The following is a 21206-nucleotide window of genomic DNA, read 5'->3' as shown; positions in this document are numbered from 1 at the left end:
GTTTTTATACTTTTCTGTTTTTTTAACCGCAAAGAGCGCAAGGAAAAAAATGCAAGGTTCGCAACGTTATTTTTAAACTTTGCGAACCTTGCATAAATCTTTGCGCTCTTTGCGGTTAAATTCTTTTTTACTTTGAAATCAAATGTCAACAAATAAATAGTTTTTGTTAAAAAAGTATTAACTGAATAAAAAAATATCTTCTATATTCGTAAAACTATATTTTTAGCATTCATTTATTAACAAGATCTCAAAGCGGTTTTATGAGCAAAACTTCTACTAAGGGCATTTGGAAAGTAATTTCAGCCTCTTCTATGGGCACCATGATTGAATGGTACGATTTTTATATTTTTGGCAGCCTTGCTGTTGTTATTTCTACTAAATTTTTTCCAAGCGACAATCCTACCGCTGCATTCTTATCTACTTTAGCGACTTTTGCTGCCGGATTTGTAGTTCGTCCTTTTGGAGCTTTATTCTTTGGAAGGCTTGGAGATATCATTGGCAGAAAATATACTTTTATGGCTACCTTATTATTAATGGGTGGCTCTACTTTTTTAATTGGCTGTATTCCGAGTTATGAAACCATAGGCTTTTTGGCTCCTTTATTAGTTTTGATTCTGAGATTATTACAAGGACTCGCTTTAGGAGGTGAATATGGCGGAGCAGCCACTTATGTTGCTGAACATGCTCCTGCTGGCGAAAAAGGCTATTGGACTTCTTGGATCCAAACTACTGCAACTGTTGGTTTGTTTATTTCTTTAATGGTTATTCTAGCTACTAAAAGTGTGCTTTCTGCAGAAGATTTTGATTTATGGGGATGGCGTGTTCCATTCTGGGTTTCCGTTGTTATGGTTGGCGTTTCTTATCTTATACGTAAAAATATGGACGAATCTCCTGTTTTTGCAAAAGCTAAAAAAGAAGGAACTACAAGTACGAATCCTCTAAAAGAGAGTTTTGGAAACAGATATAATTTAAAGTTTGTTTTGTTAGCACTTTTCGGAGCAACAATGGGACAAGGTGTTGTTTGGTATACAGGACAGTTTTACGCAATGAGTTTCATGAAAACTGTAATGAATGTAGATTCTTCTCAAGTCGATGAATTGTTAGGAATTGCGCTTTTAATAGGAACTCCTTTTTTTATTGTTTTCGGATGGTTGAGCGACAAAATTGGCCGTAAATATATTATGATGTTCGGAATGTTGATTGCGATATTATCATACAGACCTATTTATAAAACAATGTATGAAACAACTGATATTTCTAAAAAAACTGAAATTTTAGAAAATCCAAAAGAAACTACTGAAAACAAAGAAAATGGAAGCTCAATTGTAACGACTGAAAAAAAATATACAGATGGTACATCCGCAATTGAAAAAAAAACGTACATGGATAAGAAAGAAGTGCAAAGCAGCATTTCTGTCGTAATTAATTCTAGCGATAAATGGACTTTAATTTTCTTAGTATTTATTCAAGTACTCTTTGTAACCATGGTTTATGGTCCAATCGCTGCATTTTTGGTCGAAATGTTTCCAACTAAAATTAGATATACTTCGATGTCACTTCCATATCATGTTGGAAATGGAATTTTTGGCGGATTGCTTCCTGCAATTTCCACCTATTTTGTGACGCATGCCAAAGCAAGCGGAAAAACTGATTTTTATCTTGATGGATTATGGTATCCTATAATTATTGCAGGAATCTGCTTTGTAATAGGAATGATATATATTGACAACAAAAACAAAATTAATCACCTTTAAAATTTAAAAAAATGAATGTAATCAAACAAGTTTTAGGGGCGTTATGGATTGCTTTAGCGGCAGCTGCTGCTTATTTTTGCATATTTGAATTTGGCTTGCCTAAGTTACTTTCAGACCAGCAAGACGATTTAGTATTTGGAGTTATTATTCTCTTTATACTAACCCCACTAATCACTATGGGATTAGGGACATTTGGGTATTATTCTCTCATTGGAGAATACAGCGATAAAAAGAAGTAAATAAAAAATACCCCAAACAAAAAACACAAAAAAAAGGCTGTCCGTTTCCAGACAGCCCTTTTTCATTACTAACCTAACCTACTTTTTAATAAACTTCACTACTTGAACTTTATTGTTTTCATCTAACGTTTTCACTAGATACAATCCAGTATTTAAATCACTAACTGAGAATTGAAAATCTGTGTTTCCGTTTGTATTAAATATTTTTACCAATTGTCCTGTTACAGCATAAATCTGCACTTTTGAAGCCACAAAATTTAATGTAAAATAATCTGCAACTGGATTTGGATATAAACTCACAGCATTTCCTTTTTCAAAATTTTCAATTGCCAAATTCGCTTGTTTATTACCATAAATTCTATATTCGCCTGGAGGTAAATTTATAGGAGCGTTTACATCTGTAACATTTATAGTTGTATTGTCCATTAAATTGTACCAAGCTCCCACGTAAGGAAAACCTGTAGCAACATTTTGTGCTGTAGTATCAAAATTGGCAAGAATTACAACATCTTTTAATTGTGTTGCAGTTAAACTAGCATTTGTTATTTTGATATTTACAATTTTAGAATTCGAATTTGTTATAGTTGAAGTCCCTAAAAAAACAGGTTCTACTTTTTTAAGCGTAATCATTTTTGCCCAATCGTTATAAATTTTATTACGATTTGAATCCCCCAACCAATTATTAACCCATTGAGGCTGTGGTTTAGTATCCAACTTACAATCTCCACCTATCGCATCTGAATCTGTATTTACCGTATTGTCATTACAGGTAAAGATTGAACTTTCCCAACCTAGTTCTCCAAAATGCCAAATCATTTTTGGCCCCGGAACTAATAAGGAAACTGCTCCAATTGCAGACATTCTAGACAAAGCGGTGTTTAATGTTTTTACATTGTAAGTTCCGTTTGTTGCTCCATATTGGACATTTTTATACATTAGACGCTCTTCATCATGACTTTCTGCATAACCAATCAAACGGTTAGCTGCAAATCCCCTGCTTGCACTCGACATTCTGGTAATATTACTTGTATATCCCATTGACAATTCATTATAAGGATCTGTCATTTTACCCCACATCATAATTCCTTTACTTGGACTTTCTGTAACTCTGTAATCTGCCCATTGTTTTTCTTCAGCATCTGTTCCTAAATGTTCAAAAATGGTATAATGAGTCGGATCTAAACTCCATGAATAATCTGCATACTTTTTCAGGATATCAACTCTATCCTGCTGATATGCATTTGTACAACTTTCGTCTGATGCTGTACAAGCTTGAGTAAATCCTTTCGTTAAATCCCAACGGAAACCATCAATTTTATATTCTTCGATCCATTGTTTAACCACTCGTTCAACATAATATTGTGTTTTGGCAGACTGATGATTAAAATCTTCTCCTACACTATAAGTATGTTTTGCGACTGTATTAAAATAAGGATTTTCAGCTGTTGGCGATCCAAAACCATCACCGTCTGGGTCATTCATCCACATTCTAACCATCGGATTTCTTCCAAAAGCATGGTTTAAAGCGACATCCAGAATAACTGCAATTCCGTTTTGATGGCATAAATCAATAAATTCTTTTAGTTTATCAGAAGTTCCATAGAATTTATCTAAAGCCATATGAAATGAGGTATTATAACCCCAGCTTTCATTTCCTTCAAATTCCATTACAGGCATTAATTCGATTGCATTGATTTTAAGATTTTTAAAATAATCAATTCTATCGATCAAACTTTGGTAACTTTTAGAAGCATCAAAATCTCGAACCAAAAGTTCGTAGACTACTAATTTTTCTTTTTCTGGTTTAATGAAATTAGTTACTTGCCAATTGTATGGAGTTTGCCCTGTTTTTAAAACGGTAACTTCAAAATTTTGTCCTGCTGGATAAGCTGGCATATTTGGATATTTTGAAGTAGGGATGTAAGGATCATCATAAGGAGACAAAACCAATGTAGAATACGGATCGGCCGTTTTTACCATTGACGGCGAATTTGCCAATGGAGTTGTATCAACTACCCAATATTGATAGGTATTATTTACACCCGAAACCAATCCCGTAAGTTCTAACCAAAATTTTCCAGAAGTTGGATCTTTTTTCATGGCATAAGCCGATGTTGGCTGCCAATTGTTGAAACTTCCAGCAACGTAAACAAAATCTTTTAAAGGTGCATCTAAAACTAAAGTTGCTTTTGTAGCATCGGCTGTATTATAATTAATTCCGTCTACTAAACCAGAAGGCATAGCTTGAGAAACTGTATTCGGATTTACAACAACTGAAAATTTCTTGCTAATTGTTGTCGTGCCTTGAGTTACCGTCAATTCATAACTTTGATTTGCTGTAATATTGGTATGTGAATACGAATAACTAGAAGTACTTGCATTGGTATTAATTATTGTTCCGTTTGCTTTCAAAGTATAACTTGCCGCTCCATTTGTATTTGTTGCACTGATATTCAAATTACCTCCAGATGCAATAATTGAAGTGCTATTTTCTGCTGGAGAAGTTAGCGAAACTTGAAAAGAACCCACTTCGACAACAATATCTTGTGATTTTTTATCACCAGTTCCATCTTTCGCTTTAACCAAAAAACCAATTCTTCCAATTCCATTTCTTGAGAAATAGGTAGAAGGCGTAATTGTTTTGGTATACGTATCTGTCCCTGCATTATAGGTAAATTTTGCAGCTTCGTTTGATGCAGTCCAAGTTCCATTAGAAGGACTATCCGATTGATTGGTATCATTTATATCATAGGACCACGACCAAAGATATAATGCGTGAGTGGTACTAATTCCCCATGAAGTTTCATTAACACTATTGCCATTAATAGTAATAGTTATAGGCGTTGTATCTTCAAAAGTGGATGGGTTTATTGAATACGTAACCGTTTGTTGTTGGGCAAAAACGGTCACTGCCATCAATAAAAATATTGATAGTAAAGTTTTTTTCATAATCGTGTGGTTATTTAGTTAGTCGATTAAAAAAGGGCTATCTCGAGATAGCCCTTTTCAGTTATTAACTGAAGTTTATTGATTAGGAATCATCAAGTAACTTCCGTCTAAATCATTAAAATAAATAAGATATTTTGATTTCGAAACAGGAGTGTTGTCACCAGTACTAACACCTGAGAAAGGAGTTTTTCCTCCCCATGAAACATCCCATGCATCATTTGCTCTGAATTTTATTTCTCCATCGTTTAAAGGTGTTACACCTAAAGTCCAAACGTGTGCGTTGAACGTTGATTTTACCATTGGAGTTGAAGCATCCCAACCTTTAGAAGTAGCGCTTCCAATAATACCAATTGTTGAATAAGTTGGAGCTGTAGCACCAGCAGCATATGCATCAAATGTATACGTTAACTTTTGCACATCCATTTTAAATTTATAGTATCCATCAGCAGGCACTTCGATACTTGCAGGATCAGCATCACCGTCTGTCGCTCTATAAACTAAAGTACCATTAGAACCTCCATACATTGGAGCCCAATTTCCTAAGTTTTTAATAGCTTTGAAATATCCTTTTTTAAAGAATCCTGTAAAGGTATATTCGTTAGAATTTGTTGCACTTCTGAATAATATCTGGTTTCCTTTATTATTATCCCAACCAGAAACTGTAGCATCTCCAACTAAGTACCATTCAACAAAGTCATAAGGAACTTTTCCTGTGTAAGGAGTTACACTAATAGTAATTAAGCCTTTAGATACTTGAACAAATTCTCCTGAAACGTTTGCTGTAACCTTTACATCATATTGAGCAGCAACCTCTGGCTGACCTCCTAAATCAATAGCTGCCTGATTTAATTCTCTAGCTAACACTGAAACTTCTTTAATACTATTTGTCGTAGTCTGTAAGGTTACAGCAGATTTAAAATCGCCACCTTTTTTATCAATCAATAAAGTATACTTAACTGCAACTGCCGAAGAATACTGAGCAGCTGACCAAGTGAATTTAGCAACTTCTTCTCCAGCTTTTTCAACATCCAGAACGTAGCTTTGTCCTGTTGCCGGTGCAGTAATTTCTGGAGCCGTACCCACACTAAGAGTTGGTCTTTCATCTACAGAATCCGTATTACACGACACTGCTAATACACCAACAAATGCGATTAAAATTTTATATATATTTTTCATTTTACAGTTCTATTAGATATTAGTATCCAGGATTTTGCTTCAATGTCGGATTCGCTTGGATCGTCTTAGCAGGAATTGGCATTAAATCTCTGTATGATTCTGTTGCCACACCGCTCATTGTTCCACCTTTCCACTGCCAAATTTTGCTTCCTCCTGTGAATTTTCCAAAACGAATTAAATCTGTTCTTCTATGACATTCCCAGAATAACTCTCTTCCTCTTTCTGCCAAGATAAAATCAAGATTCAAATTTGCACTTGATATTTGAGAAGCCTGAGCTCTTGTTCTTAATTGGTTGATATAACCAACAGCAGTAGCAATATTTCCTGTTGATGCACCTCTAACCACAGCTTCAGCATACATTAAATAAGCATCAGACACACGGAAAACAGGAAAATCTGTATCAGGAATATCTGTTCTTTGAGCTGGAGAACCATCAGATTTTTTGTTAATATATTTAGTTACAGCATAACCATCTGTAAATGTTGATATATTAGTAATATCTAAAGCTTGTCCATCAGTATGGAAAGTTCCTCTTTTATCTCCAGTCGCAGTTGCATCAGGAAAAAGAGCTACAAATTCTTTACGAGTTCTAGTACCGAACCAACCACCGTCCATTCCTCTAGACGCAGCATCAATACTTCCTCCAATAGAAGCGTGAATAATAAAACTCATTCCTCCACCTGTTGCACGAATAGCATTTCCATCACTGATGATTGGGAAAATAAATTCATTTTGCGCACCATTTTTATCATTATCTGCAGAGAATAAATAAGCATAAGGAACGTTTGCAAACGTATATCCAGAATTAATAATTTCAGTACATAAAGTAGCTACTTCATTATTTCTTTCTGTTCCAGTATAAACTTTAGAGTTTAGATAAATTTGAGCTAATAAAAATTTAGCAGCTACTTTATCAACTCTACCATATTCATTTGCTCTTGCATTTGCTAAACTGCTATCTAAATCTTTCAATTCAGACTCTACGAAAGCAAAAACTTCTGCTCTTGTTTTTTGCACTGGATAAAAGAATCCAACTGGGTCAGCTTCTGTTGTAATTGGCACATTACCAAACAAATCCATTAAATTCACATAAGAATAAGCTCTTAAGAATCTTGCTTCTGCTCTAAAAGTTGCGATTTCAGCTTTTAAACTTGCATCAACTCCTCTTGAAGTTAATTTCTCATCTGTAGTTTGTCTTAAAAATTCATTTGCCAAACTAATATGGTAAGATGCTCTTGAATAAGTTCCATATAAAAACTCATTAGCAGGAGACCATGTTTGTGTATTTAATGTTGGCAAACTACCATCAGCCCAAGCAATAACAGCTTCATCTGTAGGCAATTCCTGAGTTACAAAAAGTAAACGCAAGTAACTGCTGAAATCTCCACTAAGACCAGCAATATCTGCCTGCCCGTCACCATCATTTCCTCCTACATATAGTCCTGCATATAATTTTGCTAAAACTTGTTTATAAGATGCTGGATCTTGAAAAAAGGTTTCAGATAAAAACTCATCGTCATCTTTTGGTGTCACGTTTAAATCGTCAGTACACGAAGTAAGCGTCATACTTATTCCTAAAATAAATAGGAAGAAATAAGATATATATTTAAATGATATTTTCATTTTGTATGTTTTAAATTTTGTTTTTCAATGTACTATTAGAAACTTGCATTTACTCCAAACAAGTAAGTTCTTGCTCTTGGATAAACGTTACCATCAATTCCGTTGAATTTCTCCGGATCTAACCCATCATATTTTGTAAGTACAAAAACGTTCTGAACACCTGCTGAGAATCTTAAAGAAACATCTTTTAATAAAGATTTATCTAAAGTATATCCTAGAGTTACGTTATCTAATTTGATAAAAGAAGCATCTTTTACATAGTAATTAGATAAATAACGTTGTGTTCCGTTATCTTCAAAAACAAATCCAGTATTTAAGTAATCTGAACTTACGTTAGATAAATCTGTTTGTCTTCTTAAACCAGCATCAGAATATCCTAAGTTAGAATTTACGTTATCGAAAATGTAATTTCCTAAACTTGCTCTCCAGTTCATTGTAAAATCAAACTTTTTGTAGTTTAAAGTTGAGAATAAACCGAATGTATAATCAGCTGTTGGTTTTTTATATCTGTAACGATCGTTTGCATCAATTTTACCATCTCCGTTTCTGTCTACATAAGCACCAGCAATTGGTTTTTTATTAGCATCGTACAATTGTTCGTATACGAAGAATGAATTTGGAGCAGAACCAACTGTATTAATAAGTACTTTGTTTCCGTTTCCTCCTTTGATGTTATCTCCTACTTCATAACCTTGAAAACCTTCAACGGTTTGACCTAAACTTTCAATTTTCTGATCTAAATAAGTAGCATTAACCGCAACATTCCAAGTTAAATTATCCTTTTTAATAATATCTGATTGTAAACTAAATTCAACTCCTTTAGTTCTTAAATCTCCAATATTATTAAATCCTTGATTTCTTAAGTTTGCTCCATCAGGAACCAATACATCAGCTAACAAATCAGATGATTTTTTATCAAAATAGTTAACAGAACCAGTAATTCTATCTCTCAAGAATCCGAAATCTAAACCAATGTTCATCTCTGCTAACTCTTCCCATTTGATATTTTGGTTATATCCTTCTGGTCTAGCAGTTCTGTACACAACACCGTTAAAAACATACTGTGTATTTACTGTACCAAGCGTAACTCTTCTTAAATAGTCATACTGAGCAGAAATATCCTGCTGACCTGTTGTTCCGTAACCAACTCTTAATTTTAAACTAGAAAGTGTTTCGTTATCTTTTAAGAAAGATTCTTCAGCAAGATTCCATGCAAAAGCACCTCCCATAAAGTTACCCCATCTGTTTTCTTCAGAAAAACGTGAAGTTCCATCTCGTCTGTAGTTCAATGTCAATAGATATCTACTGTCCCAACCTAAATTCAAACGACCAAAATAAGATTGTAAATTGATGTCTGGGTCAGTAATAACGTCTTCATTTCTACTAGCAGCAGGTTGCGTAAGCTCTCCTGACTGATATTTTTCTTTTTGAAACAACTGATAGTTATAACCAGCAGTAGCGTCAAGTTTAAGTTTTCCAATATTTTTAGAATAAACAAAATACGTATTCAAGTTTTTGTTTTGAAGATCATCTGTGTACGTATTATTGTTTCCTAAATTCACCCAATTTCCAGAACTGAATGGATTTGGTTGGTATCCTAAAGCACTTTCTGTACTTTGTCTGTTGTATCCACTGCTATCAAATCTGTCAATACCAGCTTCAGCAACAATTCTTAAATCTTCGAAGAAGTGGAATTTATAGTCAATACTAATGTTACCCCATTTTCTTGTAGATTTAGATCTTTTATCTTCTTGGTTTAATCTCGCAACTGGGTTTTTTGCAGGTAATAATGCTAAGTTTCCGTTTGGCTCCAACCATTCAAAATATCCTCCATAACGAGAACCTGCTTGGTAAGGAGATTGTGTTGGATCAAAACTAATTGCAGAACCAATAACAGCATCTTCATCTTGAAATTGATTTTTACTGAAAGATAAGTTTCCGCTAATATCAATTTTTAAGTGATTGTCGAATAACACTGGGTTTAACGATATCGATGTCGTAGTTCTTTCAAAAGAAGTATTTCTAAGAATTCCAGGATTATCAACATTTCCAACAGATAAACGAACTGGTAATTTGTTAAATAAAGCACCACTTACAGAGATATTATTATTTGTTGTTAATGCTGTATGAAAAATTTCATTCTGCCAGTTTGTACTTGCAGTTCCCATTAATGCTTTTTGAGCATCACTTCCTTTTTCATTTACGAAAGCACGGAATTGATCTGCACTTAAAACATCAACTGTATTAGCAACTGTATTAACCCCAACTTGAGAACTGAAGTTAACTTTTACACCGCCTTTAGTTCCTTTTTTAGTCGTAATTACAATTACACCATTTGCTGCACGAGAACCATAAATTGCCGCCGCAGATGCATCTTTAAGAACTGTAAAAGACTCAATATCATTAGGATCAATAGTAGACAAGATACTTGTAGCACCACTTGGAACAGCATTACTCAATGGAAGTCCATCTAAAATAATTAATGGATCGTTTGAAGCACTTAAAGAAGATCCTCCACGAATTCTAATATCTGCTTTTGCTCCTGGAGCTCCTCCACCTACAACATTTACACCAGCAATACGACCTCCAATTAAACTTTCTGGAGTTACGTTAATACCTTTATTGAATTCTTTTGCAGAGATTTGAGAAACAGAACCTGTAGCATCTTTTTTCTTAACAGTACCATAACCTACTTGTACAACTACTTCTTGTAATTGGTTTGTATCCTCTTCTAAAGATACTGCTAAGTTTTTTTGACCATTAAATACGATAGTCGATGTTTTGTATCCAATAAATGAAACTAAAATTTTGTCTCCATTTTTTAGATTAGGCAATTGAAATTTACCATCAAAATCAGTAGATGTACCACCTGGGGCACCTTGCACATTTACATTTACCCCCGGTATTGGCTGACCTGTGGCAAGATCAGTTACTGTTCCACTTAAAGTGCTTTGAGCTAACACTGTAAACGGAAGCAGAAGGAATAAAAATAACAACTTTTTGTAAATTGTTTTCATACTTTTTGTTTAAATTAGTTTGAGTTTGTGACTGTTAGTTAAGTTTTTAATTTTACTTCGAATTTCAAAATTATGAATTTATTAACATGCTCGACCAACGACAATTTTTATTGCTTTACGAAAACGTGGTAGTGTTGAAAACTTTCTATATTTTGTAATCTTTTCGTATGAAAATTGTCAATTATAAAAATTTCAGATACCTTTATTATTAATTAGATTTTTTTCAACTATTCACATGAAACGCAAAATAACTCTAAAACAGATTGCAAAGGAACTAGATGTATCTATTTCAACTGTCTCAAAATCACTTAGAAACAGCCTTGAAATTGGAGAAGAAACTAGAGAAAAAGTTCAGGCTTTTGCAAAGTTTTACAACTATAAACCCAACAACATTGCTCTTAGTTTAAAGAACCGAAAAACGAAGAGTATCGGTATTATTATTCCTGAAATTGTACATTATTTTTTCTCTACTGTAATCAACGGAATTGAACAGGTTGCGAATGAATATGGATATAGTGTTGTCATCTGCGTATCTGATGATTCTTTCGATAAAGAAGTCCTAAATATGGAAATGTTAGCCAACGGAAGTATCGATGGTTTTATCATGTCTCTTTCCAAAGAAACTCAGTACAAAGGCGACTTCCACCACATAACCGAAGTTATAAATCAAGGAATGCCAGTTGTTATGTTTGACCGCGTTACCAACGATATTTTGTGTGATAAAGTAATTATCGATGATAAATCTGCAGCTTACGAAGCTGTTCAGAGTTTAATTGACAGCGGACGAAAAAAAATCGCACTCGTAACAACAGTTGATTATGTAAGTGTTGGAAAACTACGAACAGACGGTTACGAAAAAGCGTTATTGGATAACGGACTGCCATTTAATGAAGATTTAATCATCAAAATCGAAGATGTAGATACTTGTGAAATCACTATTTCTGAGCTTTTGCACGCCAGAGCTTTTGATGCTGTTTTTGCAGTAAATGAACTTTTTGCTGTAACTATCATCAAAACAGCCAATAAAATGGGATTAAAAGTTCCTGAAGATTTAGCCGTAATCGCTTTTACTGATGGAATTATCTCCAAATATTCTACTCCAACTATTACAACCGTTAGCCAAAGCGGTGAAAAAATGGGGAACAAAGCGGCTAAAATGCTTATAGAAAGAATAGAAGCCGAAGATGATGATGATGAAGAACACAATGAAAATTATATTACTGAAGTGATAGAGACTCATCTAATAAAACGAGAATCTACTGACTAATTTTCTAAAAATCAATACTTTCTAAAGCCATAAAAAATTTTTATGGCTTTTTTATTAGCATAAATAAAAAAATAATTTATAATTTTACGCCCGTCAAGGCTTTTAGTTTTACTTCGAAAGAAACAAAGTTTTGATAAGCAAAGCGCTTATCGTATAATTTTCAAATTACGATAATGGAAAAGCGTAAATTAAGTTTCTGGGAAATTTGGAACATGAGTTTCGGTTTCTTAGGAATACAATTCGGTTTTGCACTGCAAAATGCAAACACTTCTAGAATTTTTGAAACCCTTGGTGCTAAAATTGACGAAATTCCAATTTTATGGATTGCTGCTCCTGTTTCAGGATTAATAATCCAACCCATAATTGGCTATTTCAGTGATAGAACTTGGACACGTTTAGGAAGACGTCGCCCCTATTTTTTAGTTGGTGCAATTCTTTCTTCTGCCGCATTGTTTGTAATGCCCAACTCTCCAACTTTATGGATTGCTGCTGGAACTTTATGGATAATGGATGCATCAATAAATGTTTCAATGGAGCCTTTCCGCGCTTTTGTTGGCGACAATTTACCAGAAAAACAGCGAACATTAGGTTTTGCCATGCAGAGTTTCTTTATAGGAACTGGAGCAGTTGTCGGATCTGTACTTCCTTATCTTTTTTCAAATGTTTTTGGAGTGAGCAACACAGCTCCAGAAGGAATTATTCCAGACTCTGTAAAATGGTCTTTTTACATTGGCGGAATTGCTTTTCTTCTTTCAGTTTTATGGACTGTCTTCAAAACAACAGAATATACTCCTGATGAGCTTCATCAATTCGAGAAACAAAGCAAAAAAGAAAAAGAAGCATTCGTTAACAATGAAATCGAACCTAGTGTCAGTATCAAAAAACAGCTTTCCATGGGAGTTTCTCTTGCTGTTATTGGTGCATTAGTTTCTTTTTTGATTTTCGAAAACAGTTTGGCAAAAGAGCTATACATTCTATTCATCGGACTAGTTTTTATGGGTGTTTTGTTCATAATTGCATCACAACTTCGAAATTCTAAAGTTGATAACGGTTTCACTGTAATCATGACCGATTTATTGAATATGCCTGGAACAATGAAAAAACTAGCTTGGGTTCAATTTTTCTCTTGGTTTGCACTTTTCTCCATGTGGATTTACACCACACAGGCAGTTACACAACACATTTTCGGCACAACAGATACAACTTCAAAAATATACAATGATGCTGCAGACTGGGTTTCTGTATTGTTTACTGTTTATAATGGAATTGCTGCTGCCGTAGCCTTCTTGCTGCCAATTATCGCAAAAAAAGTTGGGGTTAGAGCTACACATTTATTAGCCTTATGTGCTGGAGGTGTCGGACTAATTTCAATTTATTTTATTGGCGACAAACAAATGTTGATTCTGCCAATGTTAGGTGTTGGTATTGCATGGGCTAGTATTTTATCAATGCCTTACGCTATGCTTTCTGGAGCTTTGCCAGCTGCAAAAATGGGCTATTACATGGGAGTTTTTAACTTTTTTGTAGTAATTCCACAAATTGTAGCCGCTACCATATTAGGATTTATAATAAAACAATTCTTTAATAGTGAACCTATTTACGCTTTAATTATTGGAGGAGTGTCTATGATTTTTGCTGGATTACTAACTCTGAGAGTAAATAACAAAACTAAAATTGAAATTCATGAATAACAAAAAAGCATTCATCTTCGATCTTGACGGAGTAATCGTTGATACCGCTAAATACCATTTTTTGGCTTGGCAAAAAATTGCCAAATCACTAAACATAAATTTTACACTTGAAGATAACGAACTTTTAAAAGGCGTAAGTCGTGTTCGTTCTCTTGATATTATACTTGGATTAGGAAAAGTTGAGGCTTCGCAAGAAGACAAAGACAAATGGTTAATTCAAAAAAATGAAGATTATCTATCTTATTTAGTTGACATGGATGAAAGTGAGGTTCTTCCAGGAGTTTTAAAAATTCTAAAACTATTAAAAGAGAAAAATCAGGGAATTGCATTAGGCTCAGCGAGTAAAAATGCAAGACCAATTCTAGAAAAAACAGGCGTTCTGTCTTACTTCGATGTTATTGTTGATGGAAATGACGTTACCAATGCAAAACCAGACCCTGAAGTATTCTTAAAAGCGGCTCAATTATTAAATATTGATCCAAAAAATTCAATTGTATTTGAAGATTCTGTTGCCGGAATTCAGGCAGCAAACATAGGAGAAATGGTAAGTGTGGGAATTGGTGAGGAAACAATTTTACATGAAGCTGACTATATTTTTAAAGATTTTACCCAAATCGAAACAAGCTTTATAGAGCAGTTAATTGGATAATTAGAAAATGTGTCAATGAGATAATTATGCTCGCTGACAAATATTCTAAGACTCTAATTATTGAAATGAATGTAAAAAAGTTATTAAAAAACAAGGCAATTATCTAATTATCAAATTGCCACATTATCTAATTTAGAAGATGAACCAAGATTATATAAAACCAGACAATTGGTCAATTATCGAAGAAGGATTTGATGCAGAAAGAGTAAAATCTTCTGAAAGTCTTTTTAGTATCGGAAACGGTGCTATGGGACAACGCGCCAATTTTGAAGAAACTTATTCAGGCGAAACTTTCCAGGGAAGTTATATCGCCGGAATTTATTATCCCGACAAAACAAAAGTGGGTTGGTGGAAAAACGGTTACCCAAAATATTTCGCCAAAGTATTAAATGCTCCGAACTGGATTGGAATTGACATTGAAATCAACGAAGAAAATCTTGATTTAAACACTTGTACAGAAGTTAGAAATTTCCGCAGAGAATTGAATATGAAAGAAGGATGGTACAACCGTTCTTTTGAAGCTGTTCTAAAAAACGGAACTGAAATCGCAGTAAACATTCGTCGTTTTCTTTCACTAGATTTAGACGAAGCTGGAGTTATAAAATACGATATTACACCTTTAAACAAAGATGCTAAAATCGTTTACAAACCTTATATTGACGCTGGTGTAACCAACGAAGATGCCAACTGGGAAGAAAAATTCTGGGAACCGCTTGAAGTTAAAAAAGGCACAAACGAAGCTTTTGTAACGGCTCAGACTTTCAAAACGCATTTCAAGGTTACGACTTTCATGCACAATACGATTTTAGCAAACGGAGAAAACATCAATGTTTCGCCATCTACAATCGATTCAACTACAGATAAAGTTCAGTACACTTACGGAACTATTATCGCAAAAGGACAAACCTCATCAATTCAAAAAATTGGTGGTTACACTGTTTCTTTGAATCACGAAAATACTTTGGCTGGAGCCGAAAAAGTAATCAAATCTGCTGTTGCTTTAGGATATGAAACCTTGCTTCAAAACCAAATCGATGCTTGGGCAAAAGTTTGGGAAATGTCAGATATTACAATTGAAGGCGATGTAAAAGCACAACAAGGAATTCGTTTCAACATTTTCCAATTGAACCAAACTTATTCAGGAAAAGATTCTCGTTTAAATATTGGTCCAAAAGGTTTTACTGGAGAAAAATACGGAGGATCAACTTATTGGGACACTGAAGCTTATTGTATTCCGTTTTACATGGCTACAAAAGATCAGCAAGTTGCGAGAAACTTATTGACGTACCGCTACAATCAATTGGACAAAGCAATTGAAAACGCTAAAGATAATTTAGGTTTCAAAAACGGTGCAGCTTTGTATCCAATGGTTACCATGAATGGTGAAGAATGCCACAACGAATGGGAAATCACACACGAAGAAATTCATAGAAATGGTGCGATTGCTTTTGCGATTTACAACTATAACCGCTACACAGGAGATTACTCTTATATTCCAGAAAAAGGTTTAGAAGTTTTAATTGGAATTGCGCGTTTCTGGCATCAGAGAGCTTCTTTCTCAAAAGATAAAAATCAATACGTAATTCTTGGCGTTACAGGTCCAAACGAATACGAAAACAACATCAACAATAACTTCTACACCAATTATATTGCAAAATGGTGTATCGATTTTGCTGCTGAACAAATCGAAAAAGTAGCTTCAGAATATCCTGCAGATCACAAACGTGTGATGGATAAAGTTAGCCTTTCGGCGAATGAAATTCAGGAATGGAAAAAAGTGGCCGATGACATGTATTTCCCGATTTCAAAAGAACTTGGAATCTACTTACAGCAAGACGGTTTCTTAGACAAAGATTTAGTTCCTGTAAAAGATTTAGACAAATCACAGCGTCCAATCAACCAAAAATGGTCTTGGGATCGTGTGTTGCGTTCGCCATACATCAAACAGGCAGACGTTTTACAAGGTTTCTATTTCTTCGAAGATCATTTTTCGAAAGAAGAATTAAAACGCAATTTCGAGTTTTATGAATCATTTACGGTTCACGAAAGTTCGCTTTCGCCTTGTGTACACTCGATTCAGGCTGCAGCTTTAGATAAAATGGACATGGCATATACATTTTATTTAAGAACTTCTCGTTTGGATTTGGACGATTATAATAAAGAAGTAGAAGAAGGTTGTCATATCACGTCAATGGCCGGTACATGGATGAGTATCGTGGAAGGCTTTGGAGGAATGCGTGTTAAAAACGACCAGCTTCATTTCTCACCAAAAATTCCAAAAGAATGGAAAGGCTATTCGTTTAAAATCAATTTCAGAAACCAAATTCTTAAAGTTGCTGTAAATCACAACGAAACAACATTTACTGTAGATGGCGATCAAGATTTAACAATTATTGTTAACGGAAAACCTGAAATTGCAAGTAAATTTGTACAAATAAATTAAATTACAATACACTAAAAATCTAAAAAACATGAAAAACTTATTTTTCGCAAGTTTAATCTTGTTTGCTTTTAGCTCTATTGCAGAAGCACAACAATTAAAATCACCCGAAGGAAAGTTCGTAATGGAATTTTCTCTTCAAAACGACGGAACTCCAGTTTACAATTTAAAATACAAAAACAAAGAAGTTGTAAAAACCAGTAAACTAGGTCTTGAACTTAAAGATGACAAAAAATCTTTATTGAACGACTTTACAATTACTGATACAAAAACTTCAACTTTTGATGAAACCTGGAAACCAGTTTGGGGAGAAGTAGATCACATTAGAAATCATTATAATGAATTGGCGGTTACTTTAAACCAAAAAAGTACCGACAGACAAATCGTAATCCGTTTCCGTTTATTCGATGACGGTTTAGGATTCCGTTACGAATTCCCAGCGCAAAAGAATCTTACTTATTTTGTAATTAAAGAAGAAAGATCACAATTTGCTATGACGGGAGATCACACTGCTTTCTGGATTCCAGGAGATTATGACACTCAGGAATACGATTATACAAAATCGAAATTATCAGAAATTAGAGGTTTATCTGAAAAAGCATATACTGCAAACGTTTCTCAAAAATCTTTTTCACCAACAGGAGTTCAGACTTCTTTGATGTTAAAAACGGCTGACGGAATCTACATCAACTTACACGAAGCGGCTTTGATCGACTATTCTTGTATGCATTTGAATTTAGATGATAAAAACTTAGTTTTCGAATCTTGGTTAACGCCAGATGCAAAAGGAGATAAAGGTCATATGCAGGCGCCAAATCATTCGCCTTGGAGAACAATTATTGTAAGCGACGATGCTAGAGAAATCTTAGCTTCAAAAATGACTTACAACTTAAACGATCCATCAAAAATTGAAAATACTTCTTGGATTAAACCAGTAAAATACGTTGGTGTTTGGTGGGAAATGATTACAGGAAAAAGCTCTTGGTCATATACAAACGATTATCCAACAGTTCAATTGGGTGTTACCGATTTCGCGAAAGCAAAACCAAACGGAACACACGGAGCTAACAATGCTAACGTAAAAAAATACATTGACTTCGCTGCTGCAAATGGTTTCGACGCTGTTTTGGTTGAAGGATGGAACGAAGGTTGGGAAGACTGGTTTGGTCATTCAAAAGATTATGTTTTTGATTTCCTGACTCCTTACCCAGATTTCGACGTAAAAGGTCTTCACGAATATGCTAAATCTAAAGGTGTAAAAATCATCATGCACCACGAAACTTCTGGATCTGTTCGTAACTACGAGCGTCACATGGATGCTGCTTACAAATTCATGAACGATAACGGATACGATGCTGTAAAAAGCGGTTATGTAGGTGATATTTTGCCAAGAGGCGAAAACCACTACAGCCAATGGATTGTAAACCATTACCAATACGCTATCGAAAAAGCAGCTGATTACAAAATTATGGTGAACGCTCACGAAGCGGTTCGTCCAACAGGAATCGCAAGAACATATCCTAACTTAATTGGAAACGAAGCAGCAAGAGGAACAGAATACCAAGCGTTTGGTGGTTCTAAACCAAATCACGTTACTGTATTGCCATTTACACGTTTAATTGGTGGCCCAATGGATTACACGCCTGGAATCTTCGAAATGGATATCAGCAAAATGAATCCTGAGAACAAATCGCATGTAAACAGCACATTGGCAAATCAATTAGCATTATACGTTACGATGTACAGCCCATTGCAAATGGCTGCTGATACTCCAGAAAACTACAACCGTTTTCCAGATGCATTCCAATTTATTAAAGATGTTGCTGTTGACTGGTCTGAAAGTAAATATATCGAAGCTGAGCCTGGAGATTTTATCACTGTTGCGCGTAAAGCAAAAGGAACAAACAACTGGTTTGTTGGAAATGTAAACGGAGAAACACCGCGTACTTCTAACATCGATTTCAGTTTCCTTGAAAAAGGCAAAAAATACACAGCTACAATTTACGCTGATGCAAAAGATGCGCACTACAAAACAAATCCGCAAGCTTACACTATCAAGAAAATTGCTGTAACGAATAAATCAAAATTATCTCAGTTTTCTGCTCCAGGAGGAGGATATGCGATAAGCATTATCGAAAACAAATAATTTTTTTCAAAGACAAGTAATTTCCCCCATATTACTTGTCTTTTTTTAATCTTTTTAGTTGTCCTGCAAGGTTTCAAAAACCTTGTAGGTATTTCAAATTGAGTAAAATTGTAGAAAACCTACAAGGTTTTTGAAACCTTGCAGGAAATCGAAGTAAAAACAAAAATTATGAACAACCTCAAAATAAACCATCATATCTTTAGATTAGCACTAATGGTTTTGTTGTTTTCCGCTTCCGCGAAAGCGCAAATCCAAAAAGTAGAACCTCCGTTTTGGTATGCCGGAATGAAAAATTCGGAACTGCAAATTATGTTCTACGGAAAAAATATTGCACAATACGAAGCTTCAGTTTCTAATAATGTTGTGATTAAAAACGTTGAAAAAACAGCAAACCCAAACTACCTTTTCGTAACCATCGATACAAAAGACGTAAAAGCTTCTGAATTAACTTTTTCATTCAAAAACAAAAATAAAGTTGCTTTTACTCAAAAATATTCGCTTAAAGAAAGAAGAGCCAATTCTGCCGACAGAAAAAGTTATGATGCTTCTGATTTGATTTATTTAATCATGCCAGATCGTTTTGCAAACGGAAATCCTAAAAACGACAGCAATGCTTCCTTAACCGAAAAAGCAAACCGCCAAGATCCCAGCGGACGTCATGGTGGAGATATAGAAGGAATGATCAAAAATCTAGATTATATTGCGTCTCTTGGCGCAACCACAATTTGGAGTACACCTTTATGCGAAGACAACGACAAACAGCATTCGTATCATACTTACGGACAATCTGATGTTTACAAAATTGATCCGCGTTACGGAACGAATGACGATTACGCTCGTCTTTCTGCAGAAATGCACAAAAAAAACATGAAACTGGTTATGGATTATGTGACGAATCACTGGGGAATCACACACTGGATGATGAGTGATATTCCAACTAAAACTTGGTTCAATCAGTTTGAAACTTTTACACAAACTCATCACCGTCGTGAAGTTATTACAGATATTCACGCTTCAAAAACAGATCAGGAAGTTTGTATTGATGGCTGGTTTGTTCCTTCAATGCCAGATTTGAATTTAAGAAATCCATTAGTTGCAAAATACTTGACTCAAAACGCAATTTGGTGGATTGAATTTGCCAACCTTGACGGTTTCAGAGTAGATACTTACAACTATTCAGATAAAACTGCGATGGCAAATTGGGCGAAATCAATTACAGATGAATACCCGAATTTCAATATCGTTGGAGAAATTTGGATGCACAATCAGGCGAATTTAGCTTTTTGGCAGAAAGACAGTAAAATTGGTGCGATTGAAAACTACAATTCAAATCTTCCAAGTGTAATGGATTTTACGCTTCAAAGTCAGATTACTTCTGCTTTCAACGAAAATGAGCCAAGTTGGGACAACGGATTGATAAAATTCTACAACAATTTTGCAATGGATTTTCTATATCCAAACACGAATAATATTTTGGTTTTTTCCGAAAATCATGATACCGATCGTATGAACGATAAGTTCAAATATGATTTACCGAAATACAAACTGGCGATGACTTTGTTGGCAACAGTTCGTGGAATTCCGCAGATTTATTACGGTTCAGAAATCGGAATGGGTGGTGATAAAGGCAAAGGCGGAGATGCCGATATTCGTCAGGATTTCCCAGGCGGATGGGCTGGTGATAAAAACAACGCTTTTACCAAAGAAGGAAGAACGGCTGAGCAAGCTGCATTCTTTGATTTCAGTGCAAAACTATTCAACTGGAGAAAAACAAACGAAGCGGTTCATTTCGGAAAAATGACGCATTATATTCCAGAAAATAACACTTATGTATATTTCAGATATACAGATGCTAAAACGGTAATGGTCGTTTTCAATAACAATGCAAAAGAGCAAGTTGTAAAAACCAATCGTTTTAAAGAAAACATCAAAAACTACAAATCAGGAAAAGATGTTATCACAGGAAAAACATTCGATTTAGCTTCTGAAATTACTTTAGAACCAAAATCAGCTTTGGTTTTAGAATTGGAATAAAGCTTTTATTTAAACACATAGAGACATAGTTTTTCTAGCTGGATAAAAGGCGTTTCACTTGCATCAATACACATATCTATGTGTGAATGACTAGTCATTTATTTCAATCTTTTAAGACAAAGAAAAATCTATGATTCTATGTGTTTAAAATTTTATTGCCACAGATTAAAGGATTATCACAGATTTTAAAAAATCATTTTAATCTTGTAATCTGTGGCAA

Annotated in this window: 12 protein-coding genes; 8 read left to right on the top strand and 4 right to left on the bottom strand. The window is 34.6% G+C overall.

Annotated features, from left to right (window positions below):
- Positions 1-260: 260 nt before the first annotated feature.
- Positions 261-1754, top strand: coding sequence for an MFS transporter (locus HNP35_RS04370; protein WP_184158079.1), 1494 nt, complete (start codon positions 261-263; stop codon positions 1752-1754).
- A gap of 11 nt (positions 1755-1765) precedes the next feature.
- A complete protein-coding gene (locus tag HNP35_RS04365; protein WP_184158081.1) occupies positions 1766-1993 on the top strand; it encodes a DUF6814 family protein in 228 nt (75 codons plus the stop codon).
- 78 nt (positions 1994-2071) lie between these two features.
- Here HNP35_RS04365 and HNP35_RS04360 read toward each other — a convergent pair whose 3' ends face one another.
- From HNP35_RS04360 to HNP35_RS04345, 4 genes are all read right to left on the bottom strand, one after another.
- Complete coding sequence (locus HNP35_RS04360; RefSeq protein ID WP_184158082.1) at positions 2072-4942, bottom strand: alpha-amylase family glycosyl hydrolase; 2871 nt, start codon at positions 4940-4942, stop codon at positions 2072-2074.
- Positions 4943-5017: 75 nt separating this feature from the next.
- Positions 5018-6118, bottom strand: coding sequence for a SusE domain-containing protein (locus tag HNP35_RS04355; protein WP_184158085.1), 1101 nt, complete (start codon positions 6116-6118; stop codon positions 5018-5020).
- 19 nt (positions 6119-6137) lie between these two features.
- The gene (locus tag HNP35_RS04350; RefSeq protein ID WP_184158086.1) at positions 6138-7742 is read right to left on the bottom strand and encodes a RagB/SusD family nutrient uptake outer membrane protein; all 1605 of its coding nucleotides are present in this window, start codon (positions 7740-7742) and stop codon (positions 6138-6140) included.
- 35 nt (positions 7743-7777) lie between these two features.
- Positions 7778-10759 carry a SusC/RagA family TonB-linked outer membrane protein gene (locus HNP35_RS04345; protein WP_184158089.1) on the bottom strand — a complete coding sequence of 994 codons (2982 nt, stop codon included), beginning with the start codon at positions 10757-10759 and terminating at the stop codon, positions 7778-7780.
- 235 nt (positions 10760-10994) lie between these two features.
- Here HNP35_RS04345 and HNP35_RS04340 point away from each other — a divergent pair, with 235 nt between their 5' ends.
- The 6 genes from HNP35_RS04340 to HNP35_RS04315 all read left to right on the top strand — a co-directional run bounded on the left by HNP35_RS04340 (position 10995) and on the right by HNP35_RS04315 (position 20986).
- On the top strand, positions 10995-12026 hold the full coding sequence (locus tag HNP35_RS04340) for a LacI family DNA-binding transcriptional regulator (RefSeq protein WP_184158091.1): 1032 nt from the start codon (positions 10995-10997) through the stop codon (positions 12024-12026).
- A gap of 173 nt (positions 12027-12199) precedes the next feature.
- The gene (locus HNP35_RS04335; protein WP_184158093.1) at positions 12200-13717 is read left to right on the top strand and encodes an MFS transporter; all 1518 of its coding nucleotides are present in this window, start codon (positions 12200-12202) and stop codon (positions 13715-13717) included.
- The gene (pgmB, locus tag HNP35_RS04330; protein WP_184158096.1) at positions 13710-14366 is read left to right on the top strand and encodes a beta-phosphoglucomutase; all 657 of its coding nucleotides are present in this window, start codon (positions 13710-13712) and stop codon (positions 14364-14366) included. The genes HNP35_RS04335 and pgmB overlap by 8 nt, the downstream gene beginning before the upstream one ends.
- 139 nt (positions 14367-14505) lie before the next feature.
- Complete coding sequence (locus tag HNP35_RS04325) at positions 14506-16809, top strand: glycoside hydrolase family 65 protein (RefSeq protein WP_184158098.1); 2304 nt, start codon at positions 14506-14508, stop codon at positions 16807-16809.
- Positions 16810-16837: 28 nt separating this feature from the next.
- Complete coding sequence (locus tag HNP35_RS04320; protein ID WP_184158100.1) at positions 16838-18952, top strand: glycoside hydrolase family 97 protein; 2115 nt, start codon at positions 16838-16840, stop codon at positions 18950-18952.
- Positions 18953-19120: 168 nt separating this feature from the next.
- The gene (locus tag HNP35_RS04315; RefSeq protein ID WP_246453324.1) at positions 19121-20986 is read left to right on the top strand and encodes a glycoside hydrolase family 13 protein; all 1866 of its coding nucleotides are present in this window, start codon (positions 19121-19123) and stop codon (positions 20984-20986) included.
- Positions 20987-21206 lie beyond the last annotated feature (220 nt).

Origin of the sequence: Flavobacterium notoginsengisoli (assembly GCF_014207905.1) — a bacterium.
Lineage (GTDB): Bacteria > Bacteroidota > Bacteroidia > Flavobacteriales > Flavobacteriaceae > Flavobacterium > Flavobacterium notoginsengisoli_A.
This window is presented reverse-complemented; position numbering and strand designations above follow the sequence as displayed.